Origin of the sequence: Rhodovulum adriaticum, from assembly GCF_004345735.1 — a bacterium.
In the GTDB taxonomy this organism is placed as follows: domain Bacteria; phylum Pseudomonadota; class Alphaproteobacteria; order Rhodobacterales; family Rhodobacteraceae; genus Rhodovulum; species Rhodovulum adriaticum.
This window is the reverse complement of the sequence record NZ_SLXL01000004.1, coordinates 185,820-203,390: the sequence shown is the minus strand read 5'-3', so window position 1 is coordinate 203,390 and position 17,571 is coordinate 185,820. Positions and strand designations below refer to the sequence as shown.

The following is a 17,571-nucleotide window of genomic DNA, read 5'->3' as shown; positions in this document are numbered from 1 at the left end:
CCTACCGCTCGGGGATCAGACCGCGCGGGAAGAAGCGCAGAACCACCAACAGCACCACGCCCATGGTCAACAGCCGCATATGGGCCACGCTGTCCATCAGGTGTTCTTTCAGCGCGGATCCCTCGGCCATGCCGGACGTGACGAAGGTCATGAAGGCCGTGCCCGCCGGTTCCACCTGGACCCACAGGAACCAGATCAGGAACCCGCCCAGAACCGCGCCGAAATTGTTGCCCGACCCGCCAACGATCACCATCACCCAGATCAGGAAGGTAAAGCGCAGCGGCTGATAGGCCGAGGGCACAAGCTGGCTGTCATAGGTAACCATCATGGCCCCGGCCAGACCGCAGATCGCGCTGCCCAGGATAAAGACCTGCAAATGCCGCGCCTTCACGTCCTTGCCCATCGCTTCGGCCGCGATCTCGTTGTCGCGGATGGCGCGCATCATGCGTCCCCAGGGCGAGTTCAGCGCCGCCTGCGTCAGCCAGATCAGCAGCACCAGAACCACCGCGAACAGCCCCGCATAGGCCAGCTTGACCGCGATGGTCGAGGCGGTCACGACCTCCATTCCCATCCGGTCGGCCAGCGCGATGAAATCGGGGTTTTGTTGCAGGTCCACCTCATACGGCACGGGGCGCGGAACGCCGATCACGTTCTTGACGCCGCGGCTCAGCCAGTCCTCGTTCTTGAGGATGGCGATGGTGATTTCGGCAATGCCCAGCGTGGCAATCGCCAGGTAGTCGGACCGCAGCCCAAGCGCGGTCTTGCCGATGATCCAGGCCGCGCCGGCCGCCAGCAGGGCACCCACCGGCCAGCCGAGCAACACCGGCAGGCCCATCCCTCCCAGATAGCCCGTGGCGGCCGGATTGACGGATTCGATTGCATCGACCGCCGGGTCGAAAACCGCGCGATAGACAAAGAAACCGGCGATCAGCCAGCCGACCAGTGCCAGACCCCGAAGCCGTCCGCGCGGCAGCTTGCGCCACAGCCAGATCGCGCCCGCGATCACGCCCAGCCCGATGGCCAGCCCGCCGAGTACGCCCAAGCCGCCCGCGGCCCAGGCCTCGCGCACCGGGGGCATGGCGACCAGGATGGCCCCCAGCCCGCCCAATGCGGTAAAGCCCATGACACCTACGTTGAAGAGGCCCGCATAGCCCCATTGCATGTTCACCCCCAACGCCATGATCGCCGAGATCAGGCCGTAGTTCAGGATGAACAGGGCAGAGTTCCAGCTTTGCATCACACCGGTGCCCGCGATCAGCGCGGCCACGGCGAGGAAAAGAAGCGCGTCGCGTCCGGTCATACCGATTTCCCCCGGAAAAGACCCGTCGGGCGGAACAGCAGCACGATCACCAGGATCACGAAGCTGACCGCGAATTTGTAGTCTGTGGAGAGAAGCTGGACCAGGCCGCCCGGCTCCAGCCCCTCGGGCAGGGTGTAGCCCAGCACCTTTTTCCAGGCATAGGTGATCGTCACCTCGGAATAGGCCACGACGAAGCCGCCCGCGATCGCCCCCAGCGGGCTGCCCAGACCGCCGACGATCGCAGCGGCAAAGATCGGCAGCAGAAGCTGGAAATAGGTGAAGGGCTTGAAGCTCTTGTCCAGCCCGTAAAGCACGCCCGCGATGGTGGCCAGCGCGGCCACGATGATCCATGTGATCGCCACGACCCGGTCGGGATTGATGCCCGACAACAGCGCCAGATCCTCGTTATCGGAAAAGGCGCGCATCGACTTGCCCGTGCGGGTGCGGTTCAGAAACCAGAACAGCAGCGCGACCACGATCACCGCGGTAACGACGGTCAGGCCTTGGGTGGTGCGGATTGCCAGCCCCTCGTCCAGGCCGGTCATGGTCTTGAACTCGCGCGCGGTGATGATGAACCGCTCGCCATCTGCGAAACGCTGGTCGTCGGGGCCGATGATGAACCGGACCAACCCGTTGAGGATGAACATCACCCCCATCGACACGATCACCAGGATCACCGGCTTGACCCGCTGCTTGCGGTAGAAACGGTAGACGACACGATCGGTGCCCAGCAACAGCGCCGCCGTGACCGCGATCCCAAGGGGCAGGGCCAGCAGTGCCGTCGGCAGCGGACCCAGTCCGATGCCCAGATTTTGCAATCCCCATGTGCCCAGAACGGTTACCATCGTGCCAAAGGCCATAGTGTCGCCATGGGCAAAGTTGGAAAACCGCAGGATGCCATAGATCAGCGTGACCCCCAAGGCGCCCAGGGCCAGCTGCGCGCCATAGGCCGTGGCCGGGATCAGCACGAAATTGGCAAAGACAACCAAAGCGTTGAGCAATTCCATCAGCGGGTCTCCTCGCAGGTGCCGTGGATGGTCACGGCAATGGTCTGCACCTCGTCGTCCCCCAGGGCCACTTGATTATGACGCGTAACCACGAAATCGAGCGTGTCGAACACGCTCAGCGCGCCCGCGCCCTGGTCATCCTCCAGCGCGCCACCCGTGGCCTGCACGCGCAGGCCCTCGCGATCCTCCAGCCGGGTGAACTCATAGAACTTGTCCCCGTCATCGGTGGTGACGATCACCTTGCTACCTGCCTTGCGGCCGATGCTTAGGCGATGGGCGATCTCGGTCTCCTGGCACGCGGCCTTTCCTGCGTCCAGGTTGCTGACGCAGGCCAGCCGGGCCACGCAGTCCAGCTCCAGCGCCGCGGCGGGTGCGGCCCAAAGCAGGATCAAGAGGATCGGGACGGCTTTCATGTTCAACTCTCCTCGCAATGGCCCGTGTAGCGCGTGCCACGGTTGCCCAGATACAGGAACTGTCCGTCCTCCATCACGTCCAGGCGCAGGCCCACCGTTCAGCCCCCCAGGAAGGTGCGGCGCACCTCTGGATCGGCCAGCAGCGCCTTGCCGGTGTCGGTATAGGCGTTGCGCCCCTGCACCAGGACATAGCCCTTGTCGGCGATTTCCAGCGCCTGGCGCGCGTTCTGCTCGACCATCAGGATGGAAATGCCGGTGCGCGCCACCTCGATGATGCGGTCGAACAACTCATCCATCACGATGGGGCTGACGCCGGCGGTGGGTTCGTCCAGCATCAGGACGCTGGGCCGGGTCATCAGCGCGCGGCCCACGGCCACCTGCTGACGCTGCCCGCCGGACAGCTCGCCCGCGGCCTGGCGTCGTTTTTCGCGCAGGATGGGGAACAGGTGATAGACCTCTTCGATCGTGGCCGCGATGTCGTCGCGGCGCAGAAAGGCGCCCATCTCCAGGTTTTCCTCCACGGTCATGGAGGCAAAGATGTTGTTGGTCTGGGGAACGAAGGCCATGCCTTTGGCCACTCGCGCCTGCGGTGTCAACGCGGTGATGTCCTCGCCGTTCAGGCGCACCCCGCCGCCGCGCAGCGCCAGCATGCCGAACACGGCCTTCATCGCGGTGGACTTGCCCGCACCGTTGGGGCCGACGATCACGGCGATCTCGCCCTTTTCCACGGCCACGGTGCAGCCATGCAGGATGTCGGCCGCCCCATAGCCGCCGGTCATCTCGTCGCCGATCAGGAACGGGTCAGCCATGGTTGCGCATCCCCTGCTTCTTCTTGGTGGAAATACCCCCGCCGGAGGCGAAAAATTCTTCACAAAGAATTTTCCGAACCAAGAGTTTAGGGGAAAACGCTTCCCCGCGCCCGGTCCCCGTCATCCCTGCGCCCCTTCCTTGATCTTGTTCTTCAGCCCGGTGCCCAGATAGGCCTCGATCACCGCTTCGTTCTGCATGATCTCGTCGGCCTTGCCCTGGGCCAGAACCTTGCCCTCGGCCATCACGATCACCGGGTCGCAGAGCCGCGCGATGAAATCCATGTCGTGTTCAATCAGGCAGAAGGTGTAGCCGCGTTCCTTGTTCAGCCGCACGATCGCGTCGCCGATGGTGTTCAGCAGGGTCCGGTTCACCCCGGCGCCGACCTCGTCCAGGAACACGATCTTGGCGTCCACCATCATGGTGCGGCCCAGTTCCAGCAGCTTTTTCTGCCCGCCCGACAGGTTCCCGGCCTTTTCATCCGACAGGTGGTCGATGGTCAGGAAGTCCAGCACCTCGTCGGCCTTCTGGGCCAGGGCGCGTTCTTCGACAGCGACGCGGCCGCGTTTGAACCAGGCGTTCCACAGGGTTTCGCCCGATTGGCTGGCGGGGACCATCATCAGGTTCTCGCGCACCGTCATGGAGGAGAATTCATGCGCGATCTGGAAGGTGCGCAGCAGCCCCTTGTGGAACAGTTCGTGCGGGGGCAGGCCGGTGATGTCCTCGCCATCCATCGTCACACGGCCCGAGGTCGGCGGCAGCACGCCCGCGATGACGTTGAACAGGGTGGATTTGCCTGCGCCGTTCGGGCCGATCAACCCGGTGATCGAGCCGGTCTCGATACGGATCGAGGCCCCGTCCACCGCACGGAACCCGCCGAAATGCTTGTGAAGGCTGTCTACCTGGATCACGCTCGTGCCCCCTGAATCATGGCGCGGGTGCTTAACGTAAAGAAACGGCCCGGAAAACCCCCGGGCCGCCTGTTTTTTCGGTCACGCGACGGGGCGTCAGCGATAGCCGACCACCTTCAGTTCACCATCTTCGATGGTGATTTCGCGATAGGAGCCCGCGCTTTCACCGGGGCCGATCAGCTCGATCGAGGCGGCGCCGACGTAATCGACATCGCCGCCATTGGCCAGGATTTCCAGCGCCTTGGCCAGTTCGCCGGGCAGGATCGGCTCACCGGGGGCGTTGGCGACCTCCATCATCTTTTCCTTGTAGACCTGCGGATCGGTCGAACCGGCGGCCTGCATCGCCAGCACCATCAGGGCGCCCGCGTCATAGGCCTCGGCGGAGAAGGCGGAGGTGCCGTCGAACCCGGCTTCTTCGGCCATCGCGGTGAACAGGTCGCGACCCTCGCCGGCGCTGGCGGGGTTCTGCCCGAACGAGCCGTCGATATCCGAGCCGAAGCGTTCCGTCAGCGCGTCGCTGACCATGCCGTCGGGGAAGACGAAGGTGTCGAAGGCGCCGGTGTCCAGCGCCGCCTGCACGATGCCCGCGCCGCCCTGATCGACATAGCCGACCACCGCCAGCGCGTCGCCGCCCGCCGATGCCAGCGCGCCCACCTCGGCCGAGTAGTCGGCCTTGCCGTCCTCATGCGCTGCGACCAGCGTTACGGTGCCGCCCTTGGCCTCATAGGCCGAAACGAAAGAATCGCTCAGACCCTTGCCATAGTCGTTGTTGGTGTAGGTGACGGCGATTTCCTCGATCCCCTTTTCAAGGACGATATCGGCCATCACGTCGCCCTGGCGGGCATCCGAGGGCGCGGTGCGGAAGAACAGGCCGTTATCCTCGATCGACGACAGCGCCGGCGAGGTGGCCGAGGCCGAGATGGCGACCACGCCGTTGGGAACGGCGACATTGCTGACCACGGCGCCCGTCGCGCCCGAGCACATCGGCCCCAGAACGCCCGACACGCGGTCCGAGGTGACAAGCCGTTCCACCGCAGCGGTGGCGGCGGCGGCGTCCACGCAGGTCGAGTCCGCGCGCACCGGCAAGATCGTGCTGCCGCCCATGAACAGGCCGGACTCGCTGGCCTCTTTCAGGGCCAGTTCGTGACCGTCGGCAATCGGCGGGGACAGGGATTCGAGCGGGCCGGTAAAGGCCGCGACGACCCCGATCTTGACCTCTTCGGCAGTGGCGGCGCCTGCGAACAGGGCCAGCGCGGCAGTGGCCGTCAGAAGCTTTTTCATTGTTCAACTCCCGTGTTGGAATGCAATCCGCCGCGAAGACTAAGCGGGGTGATGGGAAAAGGAAAGGCCGCCGCGCATCCGGCGTGCTGGCAAAGCGGGTCTGGAACGCTAGCTCCCCCCGCATGAAGTTCCTTTCGTCTGCCGCCTTGCTGCTGATTCTCATCTCTGTTTCGGTTTTGCCCCGTCCCGTGGCCGGGCAAAGCCTTGCCAGCAGCGCCGGACCTCTGCGCGTCGAAACCGTCGCCGATGGGTTGGCAGAGCCGTGGTCCATCGGCTTCTTGCCCGGGGGTGGCGTGCTGGTCAGCGAACGCGCTGGCCGGGTGTGGCACATCGCCGATGGCATCAAGCGCGCCCTGCCGGGGCTGCCCGCGGTCGCCGCGGTGGGCCAGGGCGGGTTGCTGGACGTGCTGGTGCCGCGCGACTTCGCCAAGACCCGCGAGATCCTGTTCAGCTATGCGCGGACCCAAGCGGGCGGACAGGGCACCGCCATCGGCGTGGCGCGCCTGTCCGATGACGCCACGCGGCTGCAGGGGTTTCGCGAGCTTTTCGTCATGGCGCCGGGCAGCAGCGGTGGGCGGCATTTCGGCGGGCGTCTGGTCGAGGGGCTCGATGGCCACATCTTTCTGACCGTTGGCGATCGCGGCGACCGCCCAGCCGCGCAGGATCTGTCCCGGCACGAGGGCAGCGTCTTGCGCCTAAACCGCGATGGCAGCGTGCCCGCGGACAATCCGTTCGTGGGCAGGCCCGGTGTACGCCCTGAAATCTGGTCCTATGGGCACCGCAATCCGCAGGGGGCCACGCTGGACCTGTCTGGGGCGCTGTGGGTGAACGAACATGGCGCCCGCGGCGGGGACGAGGTGAACCGCGTGGCGCCCGGCGCTAATTACGGCTGGCCGGTGATTTCCTACGGGCGGCATTATTCCGGCCTGCCCATCGGCGAGGGCACGGCGAAACCCGGTATGCGGCAGCCAGCCCATTACTGGGATCCGTCCATCGCGCCATCGGGTCTTATGATCTACTCCGGCAGGCTGTGGCCGGAATGGCGGGGCGATGTCTTTTCGGGCAGCTTGAAATTCGGCCTGATCTCGCGTTTGGACCCTGATGGCGACTGGGCCGAGGAACGCATTCAGGGCCCGCAGACCGCACGGGTGCGCGACATCCGCGAAGGGCCGCAGGGCGCGATCTGGGTCCTGTCCGTGGGGCAGGGGGCGCTTTACCGGCTGACGCCGTGACTATCCTTGCGGCTTGCGGCCCTGGCTGCCGCGCTCGCGGTAGGGAGTGGTGTTGTAATGCGCCCGGTAGCACTTGGAAAAATGGCTGGGCGAGGAAAAGCCGCAGGCCAGGGCGACATTGATAACGCTCATGTCCGTCTGCATCAGCAGGTTGCGCGCCTTGGCCAGGCGCAGTTCCATGTAATAGCGTTTCGGGCTGCGGTTGACGTAGCGCCGGAACAGGCGTTCCAGCTGCCGCGTGGACAGGCCCACGTCGCGGGCCAGGATGGAGGGGCTGACCGGCTCTTCCAGGTTGTCCTCCATGACCTTGATGACCTGGCTCAGCTTGGGGTGGCGCACACCGATGCGCGTGGGGATCGACAGGCGCTGGGTGTCCTGGTCGGTCCGGATCGAGGAATAGATCAGCTGGTCTGCGACCTCGTTGGCCAGATCCTGGCCGTGGGTGTCGGCGATCAGGGTCAGGGCCAGATCGACCGAGGCGGTGCCCCCGGCCGCGGTCAGCCGGTTGCCATCGGCGACAAAAACCGACTTGGTCAGGTCGAGATCGGGAAATTCTTCGGCAAATCCGTCGTGATTTTCCCAGTGGATGGTGCAGCGCCGCCCGTCCAGCAGGCCGGCGCGGGCCAGCGCGTGGGCCGCGGTGCACAGCCCGCCGATGATCAGGCCCTTGCGGGCCTCGCGCCGCAGCCAGTTGATCAGCGGTTGCGTGGTCGCGGCCTGAACGCCGGTGCCGCCGCAGACCAGCACGATATCGTCGCGCTCCAGCGGCTCCAGCCCGCTGTCCAGCCGCAATTCCGTCCCGTTCGAACACACCGCATGGGTGCCGCTCTCTCCGGCCAGGTGCCAGCGGTACAGCTTGCGCCCTGACACCCGGTTGGCGATACGGAACGGTTCGATCGCGCCAGCAAAGCTGAGCAGGGTGAAATTTTCCAGAAGGACGAACACAACGGTTTGCGGCCGGTCCGGGGTGGCGGCCGTGTTCGGTATCGGTCGATCGGGCAGGCGCTGTGCCATGCTCCCCTCCGCGCGCGTATCGGGCTAGCGGATACAGGTTTGCCCGCCGGGATCAAGGCCCTTGAGCGTTGCGCGGGGGATTCATCGCTGGCACATGCCGCCGCCTATGCCTATAACGCGCGCCAACAACCGTCTTGCGGGAGTGACGACGATGAGCGAGTGGCAGAAAACCGACTGGCGCGAAAAGCCCCGGGTGCAGATGCCCGACTATACCGACCCGGCTGCGCTGGCGGCCGCCGAGGCCCAGCTTGCCCAGTATCCGCCGCTGGTCTTCGCCGGTGAGGCGCGCAACCTGACGGCCAAGCTGGGCCAGGCCGCCCGCGGCGAGGCGTTCCTGCTGCAAGGCGGCGATTGCGCCGAAAGCTTTTCCGAGTTTTCCGCCGACACGATCCGCGACACCTTCAAGGTGCTGCTGCAAATGGCCATCGTGCTGACCTATGGCGCCAAGCTGCCGGTTATCAAGGTGGGCCGGATGGCCGGCCAGTTCGCCAAGCCGCGCTCGGCCCCGACCGAGACCGTGAACGGCGTGGAGTTGCCCAGCTATCGCGGCGACATCATCAACGGGTTCGACTTTACCCCCGAGGCGCGCATTCCCGATCCGGCCCGGATGCTGCAGGCCTATACCCAGGCGGCGGCCTCGTTGAACCTGCTGCGGGCGTTTTCCAAGGGCGGGTTCGCCGATATCCACCGGGTGCACAGCTGGACGCTGGGCTTTACCGATCGCGACGAGGCCGAGAAATACCGCGACATGGCCAACCGGATCAGCGACACGCTGGGTTTCATGACTGCTGCGGGCGTCAATGGCGCCACGATGAACAGCCTGTCCATGGTCGATTTCTTCACCTCGCACGAGGCGTTGCTGCTGGAATACGAAGAGGCGCTGACGCGGGTGGATTCCACCTCTGGCGGTTGGGTCGCGGGGTCCGGGCACATGCTGTGGATCGGCGACCGCACCCGGCAGGTGGACGGGGCGCATGTCGCCTTCTGCCGGGGGGTGATGAATCCGATCGGCCTGAAATGCGGCCCGACCATTACCGATGACGATCTCAAGATCCTGATCGAGAAGCTGAACCCCGACAATATCCCCGGTCGCCTGACCCTGATCGCGCGCTTCGGGGCGGGCACGGTGGGCGATCACCTGCCGCGGTTGATCCGCGTCGTGCGCGAAATGGGGGCAGAGGTCGTCTGGTCCTGCGATCCGATGCACGGCAACACGATCAAGTCGGCCAGCGGTTTCAAGACGCGGCCCTTCGACAGCGTTCTGCGCGAGGTGCAAGAGTTCTTTGCCGTGCACCAGGCCGAGGGGTCGATCCCCGGCGGTGTGCATTTCGAGATGACCGGCAAGGACGTGACCGAGTGTACCGGCGGCGTGCGGGCCGTGACGGACGAGGATCTGTCCTCGCGCTATCACACGGCCTGCGACCCGCGCCTGAATGCCAGCCAGGCGCTGGAACTGGCCTTCCTCGTGGCCGAGGAATTGTCGAATCGGTGCAGCGAACAGCCGGCCACGGCCAGCATGCGCTGATCCGGCCCGGCCGGCGCCGTCAGGTGCCGGCCTTGCCCCCCTGAACGATCCGCAGCAGCGGTTGCGCCGGGCCGGGTGGTCCCTTTTCCATATCAATACGGAACCGGCAGGCCCGCCGCGATGGCGGCTGCGCTGCGCTGAGCGCGCCCAGAACCCGACGGCACGGCCCGTTTCCCAGCGGCAACAGCACCAGCCCGGCCCGCAGGCCGGGGCGAAACGGCCCCTGTGACGCGATCAGCCCCAGCCGCGCCGGTGTGCCTGCCAGCGTTCGGCGCACGGCCCGGGCCAGCGTCGGACGGGCCTCTGGCAGGAACAGCACCGACAGGGGCAGCCCGCGCAAGGGTGTGCCTGCGAGCGCCTCTAACCGCTGCCCGGCGATGCAGATCCTGATCTCGCTGGCCGTGATCGCCTCGGCGATGAAACTGTCGGACAGCGCCCCCGAAAACCCGCGCGGGTCAAGGCGGACATCGCCTGTCGGGGCGTGGGGTGTGGCGCGCAGGCCTTGCCAATACCGTTCGACCGCGGCCAGCGGGTCGGGGTCGTGCGGCGCCCCCTGTCCCGTCAGGGGAATGACGGATGCGGTATCGGCCTGTCCCATCCTCAGCTCCTTGCATGGCCCGGCCGTCGCGGTGGGCTTGGCCACGGTGCGCGGCCTGTGATAGGCCGGACGGAGCGTCGGCCGTGCCTGGATCTTGCCACGATTGGCGCGGCACGGGGGGAGTTTCCTAACAAATGGTTAATGCGTCCGATGATTAACTCGATGACCGCTTTCGCCAGCCGTGACGGGCAGGGGCAGGGCTTTGTCTGGAGCTGGGATCTGCGCGGGGTCAACGGCAAGGGGCTGGACCTGCGTCTGCGGCTGCCGGATTGGATCGCCGGGCTGGAGCAGGCCGCGCGCGGCGCTGTGCAGGGGCGGCTGGGGCGCGGGAACCTGACGCTGAACCTGCGGATCGCACGCCAGCCCGAGGCTCAGGCAGCGGCGCATCTGGACATGGCGGCGCTGGATGCCACGCTGGACCTGGTCGCGCAGGTCGAAGAGCGCGCCCGCGCCCGTGGCGTTACCCTGCGCCCGCCCACGGCGCTGGAGATTCTGGCCAGCCGTGGTGCCGGCGATGCCCCCGCGCCCGAACCCGACCTTGCCGCGTTGCGGGCGACGTTGATGGCCGATCTGGACGCGCTGCTGGGGGCGTTCTGCGCCATGCGGGCCGAAGAAGGGGCGGCGCTGGACGCGATCTTGCGCGGCCAACTGGACCAGATCGTCACCCTGCTGGACCAGGCAGAGGCCGCCGCCGAGGATCGCCGCGCCCAGATGGCCGAGGCGCTGCGCGCCAACCTGGCCCGTGTCCTGGACAATGCAGATGGCGCTGATCCCGACCGCGTGGCTCAGGAGTTGGCGCTGATCGCGGTCAAATCGGACGTGCGCGAGGAACTGGACCGCCTGGCCGCCCATGTCGAGGCCGCCCGCACCCTGCTGCAGGCCGAAGACCCCGTCGGCCGCAAGTTCGATTTCCTGATGCAGGAATTCAACCGCGAGGCCAACACCCTGTGTTCCAAGGCGCAATCGGGACCGCTGACCCGGATCGGGCTTGACCTCAAATCCGTGATCGACCAGATGCGCGAGCAGGTTCAGAACGTGGAGTAGGGCATGGACGACCGCCGGGGCCTTTTGATTATCCTGTCCTCGCCCTCGGGCGCAGGCAAATCCACCTTGGCGCGTCGTCTGCGCGACTGGGATCGGGATATCCTGTTTTCGGTTTCGGCCACCACCCGCGCCCCGCGTCCCGGCGAGGTCGAGGGGCAGGATTACCATTTCCTCAGCGAGGCTGCGTTCAAGGCAGAGGTCACAAAGGGCGCGATGCTGGAGCATGCCCATGTGTTCGGCAATTTCTACGGCTCGCCCGAGGGGCCCGTGCGCGACGCCATCGAGGACGGGCGCGACGTGCTGTTCGATATCGACTGGCAAGGCGCGCAGCAGATCCGCAATTCGGCCCTTGGGCAGCACACGCTGTCGATCTTTCTTTTGCCGCCCTCCATTGCCGAACTGCGGCGCCGGTTGGAAAGCCGCGGACAGGACGACGCGGAAACCATCGCCCGTCGCATGCAGAAAAGCTGGGACGAGATCAGCCATTGGGACGGTTACGATTTCGTCCTGGTCAACGACGATCTGGACGCGACCGAGGAAAAGCTGAAAACCATCCTGACCGCAACCCGCCTGCGGCGCAGCCAGCAGCCTGGCCTGACGGATCATGTCCGCGCGTTGCAGGCCGAATTCGAGGGGATTTGACATGCCGATCTACACGCTGGACGGGGTCGCCCCGACCCTGCCCGAGGGCGACGATTTCTGGGTGGCGCCGGACGCCAACCTGATCGGCAAGGTGATCCTTGAACCCGGTGCCTCTGTCTGGTTCGGCTGCACCCTGCGCGGCGACAACGAACCGATCACCGTGGGCGCGGGCAGCAACGTGCAGGAAAACACGGTTTGTCATACGGATATGGGCTATCCGCTGGTGATCGGTCCGGGCTGCACCATCGGGCACAAGGCGATGCTGCATGGCTGTATCATCGGGGAAAACACCCTGATCGGCATGGGCGCAACCGTGTTGAACGGGGCAAGGATCGGCCGCAATTGCCTGATCGGGGCGGGTGCCTTGGTGACAGAGGGTAAGGAAATCCCCGATGGCAGCCTGGTGATGGGCGCACCGGGGCGCGTGGTGCGCGAACTGGATGACGCCGTGATCGAAGGGTTGCGCAAATCCGCGCTGCACTATCAGGACAACATGCGCCGCTACCGCGACGGGCTGCAAAGGGCCTGAACTTCGATGACCGACACACCCTACGTTCCCGCCCGCCGTCGCCCCTGGCCCGACAGCGCCTCGCGCCCGGTGGCCACGCCGCTGCAACCCTCTGTGGTTTATGCCACCTCCGACCCCGACGCGCTGGATGCGCAGTATGAGGGGCAGACCCGGGGCTATTCCTATGCGCGCGAGGGGCACCCGAACGCGGACGTGCTGGCGCAGATGCTGGACCGGATGGAGGGCGCCTCGGGCGGCATCGTGACGGGTTCGGGCATGGCGGCGGTGGGCGCCGCGGTGCTGGGTGTGCTGAAGGCTGGCGATCACGTTCTGGGGGCCGATCAGCTGTATGGCCGCAGCTTGCGGATGCTGGCCGAAGATCTGCCGCGCATGGGGATCGCCACCAGCCTGGTCGATCCCACGGATGCGGGGCGCGTTGCCGCGGCTCTGCGGCCCGAAACGCGGATGATCCTGCTGGAAACCGTGTCGAACCCCACGCTGCGGGTGGCCGACCTGGCAGGCATCGCCGCGCTGGCGCGGGATCGGGGCATTCTGCTGGCGGTGGACAACACCTTTACCACCCCCCGCGCGATCCGCCCGTTCGAACATGGCGCCGATATCGTGATCCATTCGGTGACCAAGCTGCTGGCCGGGCATGCGGATGCCACCCTGGGCTATACGGTGGCGCGCGATCCGGCGCTGAACGACGCGATGCGCGTGGCCGCGACAACCTGGGGCGTGACGCCCAGCCCCTTCGATTGCTGGCTGGCCGAGCGGGGGATGCTGTCCTTTGATCTGCGCTATGACCGGGCCGAGGAAACGGCGGCGCGGCTGGCCGATCACCTGGCGGGCCTGCCCGGCGTTGCGCGGGTGCTGTATCCGGGGCGTGCCGACCATCCCGACCATGCCCGCGCCTGTGCGCTGTTCGGGGCGCGGTTCGGCAACATGCTGAGTTTCGAGCTGGAGGGCGGCCGCGCGGCGGCCAACGCCTTTACCCGCGCCTGTCCGGGGATCGCCTTTGCCCCGACGCTGGGCGATGTCGCCACCACGCTGTCGCATCCGCCCTCGTCCTCGCATCGGGCGCTGAGCGCCGAGGCCCGCGCCGCCCTGGGCATTGGCGAAGGCTTCTTCCGTGTCTCTGTCGGGGTAGAGCCGTTCGAGGTTCTGGCCGAGGAAATGACCCGGGGCGTGATCGCGGCGCGCGTGGCCTGATCAGTGCCGCGCGCGGCGGATCAGTTCGACCTGCAACCCGGGGCAAAGCTGGGCAATTTCGGACCGGATGATTTCGGGGCGGGGCAGGGCGGGCGTGACCACCATATAGCGCCCGCGATACCCCCCCAGCGACAGTTGATAGGCCAGGTCCATCGTGTCGAAGCCCGGCCCCACCAGCGGCGAAACGACCAGATCGGTCCAGGGCGCGCTGGCCAGACCGGCATGGAGCAGGGCGAATGGCATCCGCTCGCACCGCGCAACCGAAAAGGGCATGCCCAGCTCGACACGATCCTCCTGGTCGAAACCGATAAGCAGCGCGATGGCATGCGTCGTCAGGGTAGACGACTGGCGATCCTCGGATATCCAATGTGAAAACATGGGGTGCCTCGCGCGAATCGGGACTTGGTAGATGTCGAGTTTTTTCAACCTATCTTTTCCGGCAGGCATTCCGAGGCGACGATATGCCAATCCAGACAGTTTTCGCAATCGCTTTGGCTGTCTGCCCTTGCTTTCGTGCCCGCCCGGTCACGATACACCAGTTGTCCCACAGCGACAGGAATGCGCCGATGATCCCCGATCTTGTCCATTCGATCCTTGCCGGTATGCCGATGCCGGTTCTCATCGTCGACCGCACAGGTCGCGTCGCGGCGATGAATGCACCGGCCCGCGCCATGTTCGGCCCCGCCGGGCCCGGGCGGCATTACATCGCGGTGTTGCGCCAGCCCGCGCTGCTGGACTGCGTGGAGGAGGCGCTGCGCCTGGGGCAGGTGCGTCGGGCGCGCTATCTGACGACCGACATCGCGCGCGAAGCAACCTATGAGGTTCTGGCCAGCCCCTTGGGCGAAGGGGGCGCAGACGGTGTCACCGTCGCCTTTTCCGATATCACCGAGCGTGAGCAGGTGGGCCAGATCCGGCGGGATTTCGTGGCCAATGTCAGCCACGAACTGAAAACGCCCCTGACCGCCCTTTTGGGGTTCATCGAAACGTTGAAGGGGCCTGCCCGCGACGATGCCGCCGCGCGGGACAGGTTCCTGGACATCATGCTGCGCGAGGCGACCCGGATGAGCCGCCTTATCAGCGATCTGCTGTCGCTGAGCCGGGTCGAGGCCGAGGAGCGGATGCGCCCGGAGGCACAGATCGACCTGGCCGCGACCCTGCGCGGCACCGTGCAGGCCCTGGGAACGCTGGCGCAAGCGGCCGATGTGGCCCTGATCCTGGAGGGGGCCGAGCAGCCGATCCTTGTGCAGGGGGACTCGGATCAACTGACCCAGGTGATGGAGAACCTGATAGAGAACGGGATCAAGTATGGCGGCACCGGCGGCGAGGTGCGGGTCGTGGTCACCCAAAGCGCGCGGGAGCTGGCCTTTCGCGGGCCGGGCGTGCGGGTGGACGTGATCGACAAGGGCGAGGGCTTTGACCCGGTGCATATCCCGCGTCTGACGGAACGCTTCTACCGGGTGGACAACCACCGCTCGCGCGAGATGGGGGGCACGGGGCTGGGGCTGGCCATCGTCAAGCATATCGTCAATCGCCACAGGGGCCGGTTTCGCATCGACAGCACCCCCGGCGAGGGCAGTACATTTTCGGTGATGCTGCCGCGGATCACGGTTTGATGGCGGCCACTCTATAAGGCAGGCTTATCGCTGGGATAAGAATATACGACTTATAATAATTTTAAACTCTGCTACAAAGGTTGTGTCTTAACACGGGCAGCGCGTCGGACCCGGCTGCCCGGCACAACCAACGAAGCGGAGGACATGATGGACGGAAACGATATCCCTGCCGGTAAATGCCCGGTGATGCATGGCGGGCAGACTGCGATGGGCACCTCTAACATGGAGTGGTGGCCCAACGCGCTGAACCTGGACATCCTGCACCAGCACGACAGCAAGACCAACCCGATGGGGGCGGAATTCAACTATCGCGAAGAGGTCAAGAAGCTGGACTTCGACGCGATCAAGGCCGATGTCCGCGCGCTGATGACCGATAGCCAGGACTGGTGGCCGGCTGATTGGGGCCACTATGGCGGCCTTATGATCCGCATGGCGTGGCACGCGGCGGGTTCGTACCGGATTGCCGACGGCCGTGGCGGTGGCGGCACCGGCAACCAGCGCTTTGCGCCGCTGAACTCCTGGCCCGACAACGTGAGCCTGGACAAGGCCCGCCGCCTGCTGTGGCCGGTCAAGAAGAAATACGGCAATCGCATCAGCTGGGCCGACCTGATCATCCTGGCCGGTAACGTCGCCTACGAGGACATGGGGCTGAAGACCTTTGGCTTTGCCTTCGGGCGCGCGGATATCTGGCACCCCGAGAAGGACACCTATTGGGGCGCGGAAAAGGAATGGCTGGCGCCGTCCGATGAACGCTACGGCGACGTGGACGATCCCTCGACCATGGAAAACCCGCTGGCGGCGGTGCAGATGGGTCTGATCTACGTCAACCCCGAGGGGGTGAACGGCCAGCCCGACCCGCTGAAGACCGCCGGGCAGGTGCGCGAAACCTTTGCCCGGATGGCGATGAACGACGAGGAAACCGCCGCGCTGACCGCGGGCGGCCACACCGTCGGCAAATGCCACGGCAATGGTGACGCGGCCGAACTGGGCCCCGACCCCGAGGCCGCCGGTCCGGAAAGCCAAGGCTTTGGTTGGGCCAACCCGAATATGCAGGGCAAGGCCGCGAATGCCGTGACCAGCGGGATCGAGGGCGCCTGGACCACCCATCCGACCAAGTTCGACATGGGCTATTTCAAGCTGCTTTTCGGTTATGAGTGGGAACTGAAGAAATCCCCCGCCGGGGCGTGGCAGTGGGAACCCATCGACATCGCGGAAGAGGACAAGCCGGTTGACGCGACCGATCCCACGATCCGCCACAACCCGATCATGACCGATGCGGACATGGCGATGAAGATGGACCCGGTCTATAACGAGATCTGCCAGAAATTCATGGCCGATCCGGCGTATTTCCAGGATTGCTTCGCCCGCGCCTGGTTCAAGCTGACCCACCGCGACATGGGCCCGAAAGAGCGTTACATCGGCCCCGAGGCGCCGACCGAGGATCTGATCTGGCAGGATCCGGTGCCCCACGGCCCCACCGACTATAACGTCGAGGCGGTGAAGGCCAAGATCGCCGAAAGCGGCCTGTCGATCGGCGAAATGGTTGCCACCGCCTGGGACAGCGCGCGCACTTTCCGCGGCTCGGACATGCGGGGCGGGGCCAATGGCGCCCGTATCCGCCTGGCGCCGCAGAAGGACTGGGAAGGCAACGAACCCGCGCGCCTGCAAAAGGTGCTGTCGGTGCTGGAACCCATCGCAGCCGAGACCGGGGCCAGTATCGCCGACGTGATCGTGCTGGCCGGTAATGTCGGGATTGAGCAGGCGGCCAAGGCCGCGGGCATGGACATCACTGTTCCCTTCGCGCCCGGCCGGGGGGATGCGACGGATGAGATGACCGACGCCGACTCCTTTGCGCCGCTGGAGCCGATCCACGACGGGTTCCGCAACTGGCTGAAGAAGGACTATGTCGTCAGCCCCGAGGAACTGCTGCTGGACCGTGCCCAGTTGATGGGCCTGACCGGCCCCGAGATGACCGTCCTGCTGGGCGGCCTGCGGGTGCTGGGCACCAATTACGGCGGCACGGCGCATGGCGTGTTCACGGAGCGCGCGGGTCAGCTGACCAACGACTTCTTCGTGAACCTGACGGACATGGCCTACAAATGGGTGCCGACCGGGGAAAACGTCTATGAGATCCGCGACCGCAAGACCGGCGCGGCGAAATGGACCGCCTCGCGCGTGGATCTGGTGTTCGGCTCGAACTCGATCCTGCGCGCCTATGCCGAGGTCTATGCCCAGGACGACAACCAGGCGAAATTCGTCAACGATTTCGTCGCCGCCTGGACCAAGGTGATGAACGCTGATCGCTTCGACCTGGATGCGTGACAATGGCCGCGCCCCTTGATGGGGCGCGACCGTAGCCCGAAAAACGCCCCGTCGGCCGCTTTCGTGCCGGCGGGGCATTTTCCTTGGCGGGACGGGCGATTGCCCCCTTGCAAATCCTCGCGCCGCAGGCTAATCCGCGCGG

18 protein-coding genes are annotated in these 17,571 nt (G+C 65.9%); 8 read left to right on the top strand and 10 right to left on the bottom strand.

Going from position 1 to position 17,571, the window contains the following annotated elements:
* Position 1: 1 nt before the first annotated feature.
* The 6 genes from EV656_RS08710 to EV656_RS08685 form a co-directional block, all read right to left on the bottom strand.
* The gene (locus EV656_RS08710) at positions 2–1,300 is read right to left on the bottom strand and encodes a branched-chain amino acid ABC transporter permease (RefSeq protein ID WP_132602368.1); all 1,299 of its coding nucleotides are present in this window, start codon (positions 1,298–1,300) and stop codon (positions 2–4) included.
* The gene (locus EV656_RS08705) at positions 1,297–2,307 is read right to left on the bottom strand and encodes a branched-chain amino acid ABC transporter permease (protein ID WP_132602365.1); all 1,011 of its coding nucleotides are present in this window, start codon (positions 2,305–2,307) and stop codon (positions 1,297–1,299) included. Before EV656_RS08705 ends, EV656_RS08710 begins: the two co-directional genes overlap by 4 nt.
* Positions 2,307–2,720, bottom strand: a complete 414-nt coding sequence (locus tag EV656_RS08700) for a hypothetical protein (RefSeq protein WP_132602362.1) — start codon at positions 2,718–2,720, stop codon at positions 2,307–2,309. The genes EV656_RS08705 and EV656_RS08700 overlap by 1 nt, the downstream gene beginning before the upstream one ends.
* Before the next feature lie 98 nt (positions 2,721–2,818).
* Positions 2,819–3,529 (bottom strand): ABC transporter ATP-binding protein, encoded by a 711-nt coding sequence (locus EV656_RS08695; RefSeq protein ID WP_132602359.1) that lies wholly within the window; start codon positions 3,527–3,529, stop codon positions 2,819–2,821.
* Positions 3,530–3,649: 120 nt separating this feature from the next.
* Entirely contained in the window at positions 3,650–4,438 is a 789-nt protein-coding gene (locus EV656_RS08690) for an ABC transporter ATP-binding protein (RefSeq protein ID WP_132602356.1), read from the bottom strand.
* A 96-nt stretch (positions 4,439–4,534) separates the two neighbouring features.
* Entirely contained in the window at positions 4,535–5,719 is a 1,185-nt protein-coding gene (locus EV656_RS08685; protein WP_132602353.1) for an ABC transporter substrate-binding protein, read from the bottom strand.
* 122 nt (positions 5,720–5,841) lie between these two features.
* On the opposite strand from EV656_RS08685, the gene EV656_RS08680 reads away from it, so the two are divergent.
* Positions 5,842–6,951 (top strand): PQQ-dependent sugar dehydrogenase, encoded by a 1,110-nt coding sequence (locus EV656_RS08680; RefSeq protein WP_132602350.1) that lies wholly within the window; start codon positions 5,842–5,844, stop codon positions 6,949–6,951.
* Here the strand turns inward: EV656_RS08680 and EV656_RS08675 are convergent, their stop codons facing one another.
* Complete coding sequence (locus EV656_RS08675) at positions 6,952–7,965, bottom strand: GlxA family transcriptional regulator (protein WP_132602347.1); 1,014 nt, start codon at positions 7,963–7,965, stop codon at positions 6,952–6,954.
* Between the two features lie 151 nt (positions 7,966–8,116).
* Here EV656_RS08675 and EV656_RS08670 point away from each other — a divergent pair, with 151 nt between their 5' ends.
* Positions 8,117–9,490 (top strand): class II 3-deoxy-7-phosphoheptulonate synthase, encoded by a 1,374-nt coding sequence (locus EV656_RS08670; RefSeq protein WP_132602344.1) that lies wholly within the window; start codon positions 8,117–8,119, stop codon positions 9,488–9,490.
* A gap of 19 nt (positions 9,491–9,509) precedes the next feature.
* On the opposite strand, the gene EV656_RS08665 is transcribed toward EV656_RS08670, so the two are convergent.
* Positions 9,510–10,088, bottom strand: a complete 579-nt coding sequence (locus EV656_RS08665) for a PAS domain-containing protein (protein WP_132602341.1) — start codon at positions 10,086–10,088, stop codon at positions 9,510–9,512.
* 162 nt (positions 10,089–10,250) lie between these two features.
* Between EV656_RS08665 and EV656_RS08660 the strand changes: the two genes are divergently transcribed.
* The 4 genes from EV656_RS08660 to EV656_RS08645 are packed head-to-tail and all read left to right on the top strand — an operon-like array spanning position 10,251 to position 13,494.
* Complete coding sequence (locus tag EV656_RS08660; RefSeq protein ID WP_243695690.1) at positions 10,251–11,132, top strand: YicC/YloC family endoribonuclease; 882 nt, start codon at positions 10,251–10,253, stop codon at positions 11,130–11,132.
* 3 nt (positions 11,133–11,135) lie between these two features.
* A complete protein-coding gene (gene gmk, locus EV656_RS08655; protein ID WP_132602338.1) occupies positions 11,136–11,774 on the top strand; it encodes a guanylate kinase in 639 nt (212 codons plus the stop codon).
* Position 11,775: 1 nt separating this feature from the next.
* Entirely contained in the window at positions 11,776–12,303 is a 528-nt protein-coding gene (locus EV656_RS08650) for a gamma carbonic anhydrase family protein (RefSeq protein WP_132602335.1), read from the top strand.
* Positions 12,304–12,309: 6 nt separating this feature from the next.
* Entirely contained in the window at positions 12,310–13,494 is a 1,185-nt protein-coding gene (locus tag EV656_RS08645; RefSeq protein WP_132602332.1) for a trans-sulfuration enzyme family protein, read from the top strand.
* Here the strand turns inward: EV656_RS08645 and EV656_RS08640 are convergent, their stop codons facing one another.
* Both EV656_RS08640 and EV656_RS16535 read right to left on the bottom strand, forming a co-directional pair.
* On the bottom strand, positions 13,495–13,872 hold the full coding sequence (locus EV656_RS08640; protein ID WP_132602329.1) for a hypothetical protein: 378 nt from the start codon (positions 13,870–13,872) through the stop codon (positions 13,495–13,497). It abuts the gene before it with no gap.
* A gap of 44 nt (positions 13,873–13,916) precedes the next feature.
* Positions 13,917–14,081 (bottom strand): hypothetical protein, encoded by a 165-nt coding sequence (locus EV656_RS16535; protein WP_165918971.1) that lies wholly within the window; start codon positions 14,079–14,081, stop codon positions 13,917–13,919.
* Here EV656_RS16535 and EV656_RS08635 point away from each other — a divergent pair.
* On the top strand, positions 14,061–15,107 hold the full coding sequence (locus tag EV656_RS08635; protein WP_132602326.1) for an ATP-binding protein: 1,047 nt from the start codon (positions 14,061–14,063) through the stop codon (positions 15,105–15,107). The two genes, EV656_RS16535 and EV656_RS08635, sit on opposite strands and share 21 nt — an antisense overlap.
* A 147-nt stretch (positions 15,108–15,254) precedes the next feature.
* Entirely contained in the window at positions 15,255–17,429 is a 2,175-nt protein-coding gene (katG, locus tag EV656_RS08630; RefSeq protein WP_132602514.1) for a catalase/peroxidase HPI, read from the top strand.
* Positions 17,430–17,571: the final 142 nt, after the last annotated feature.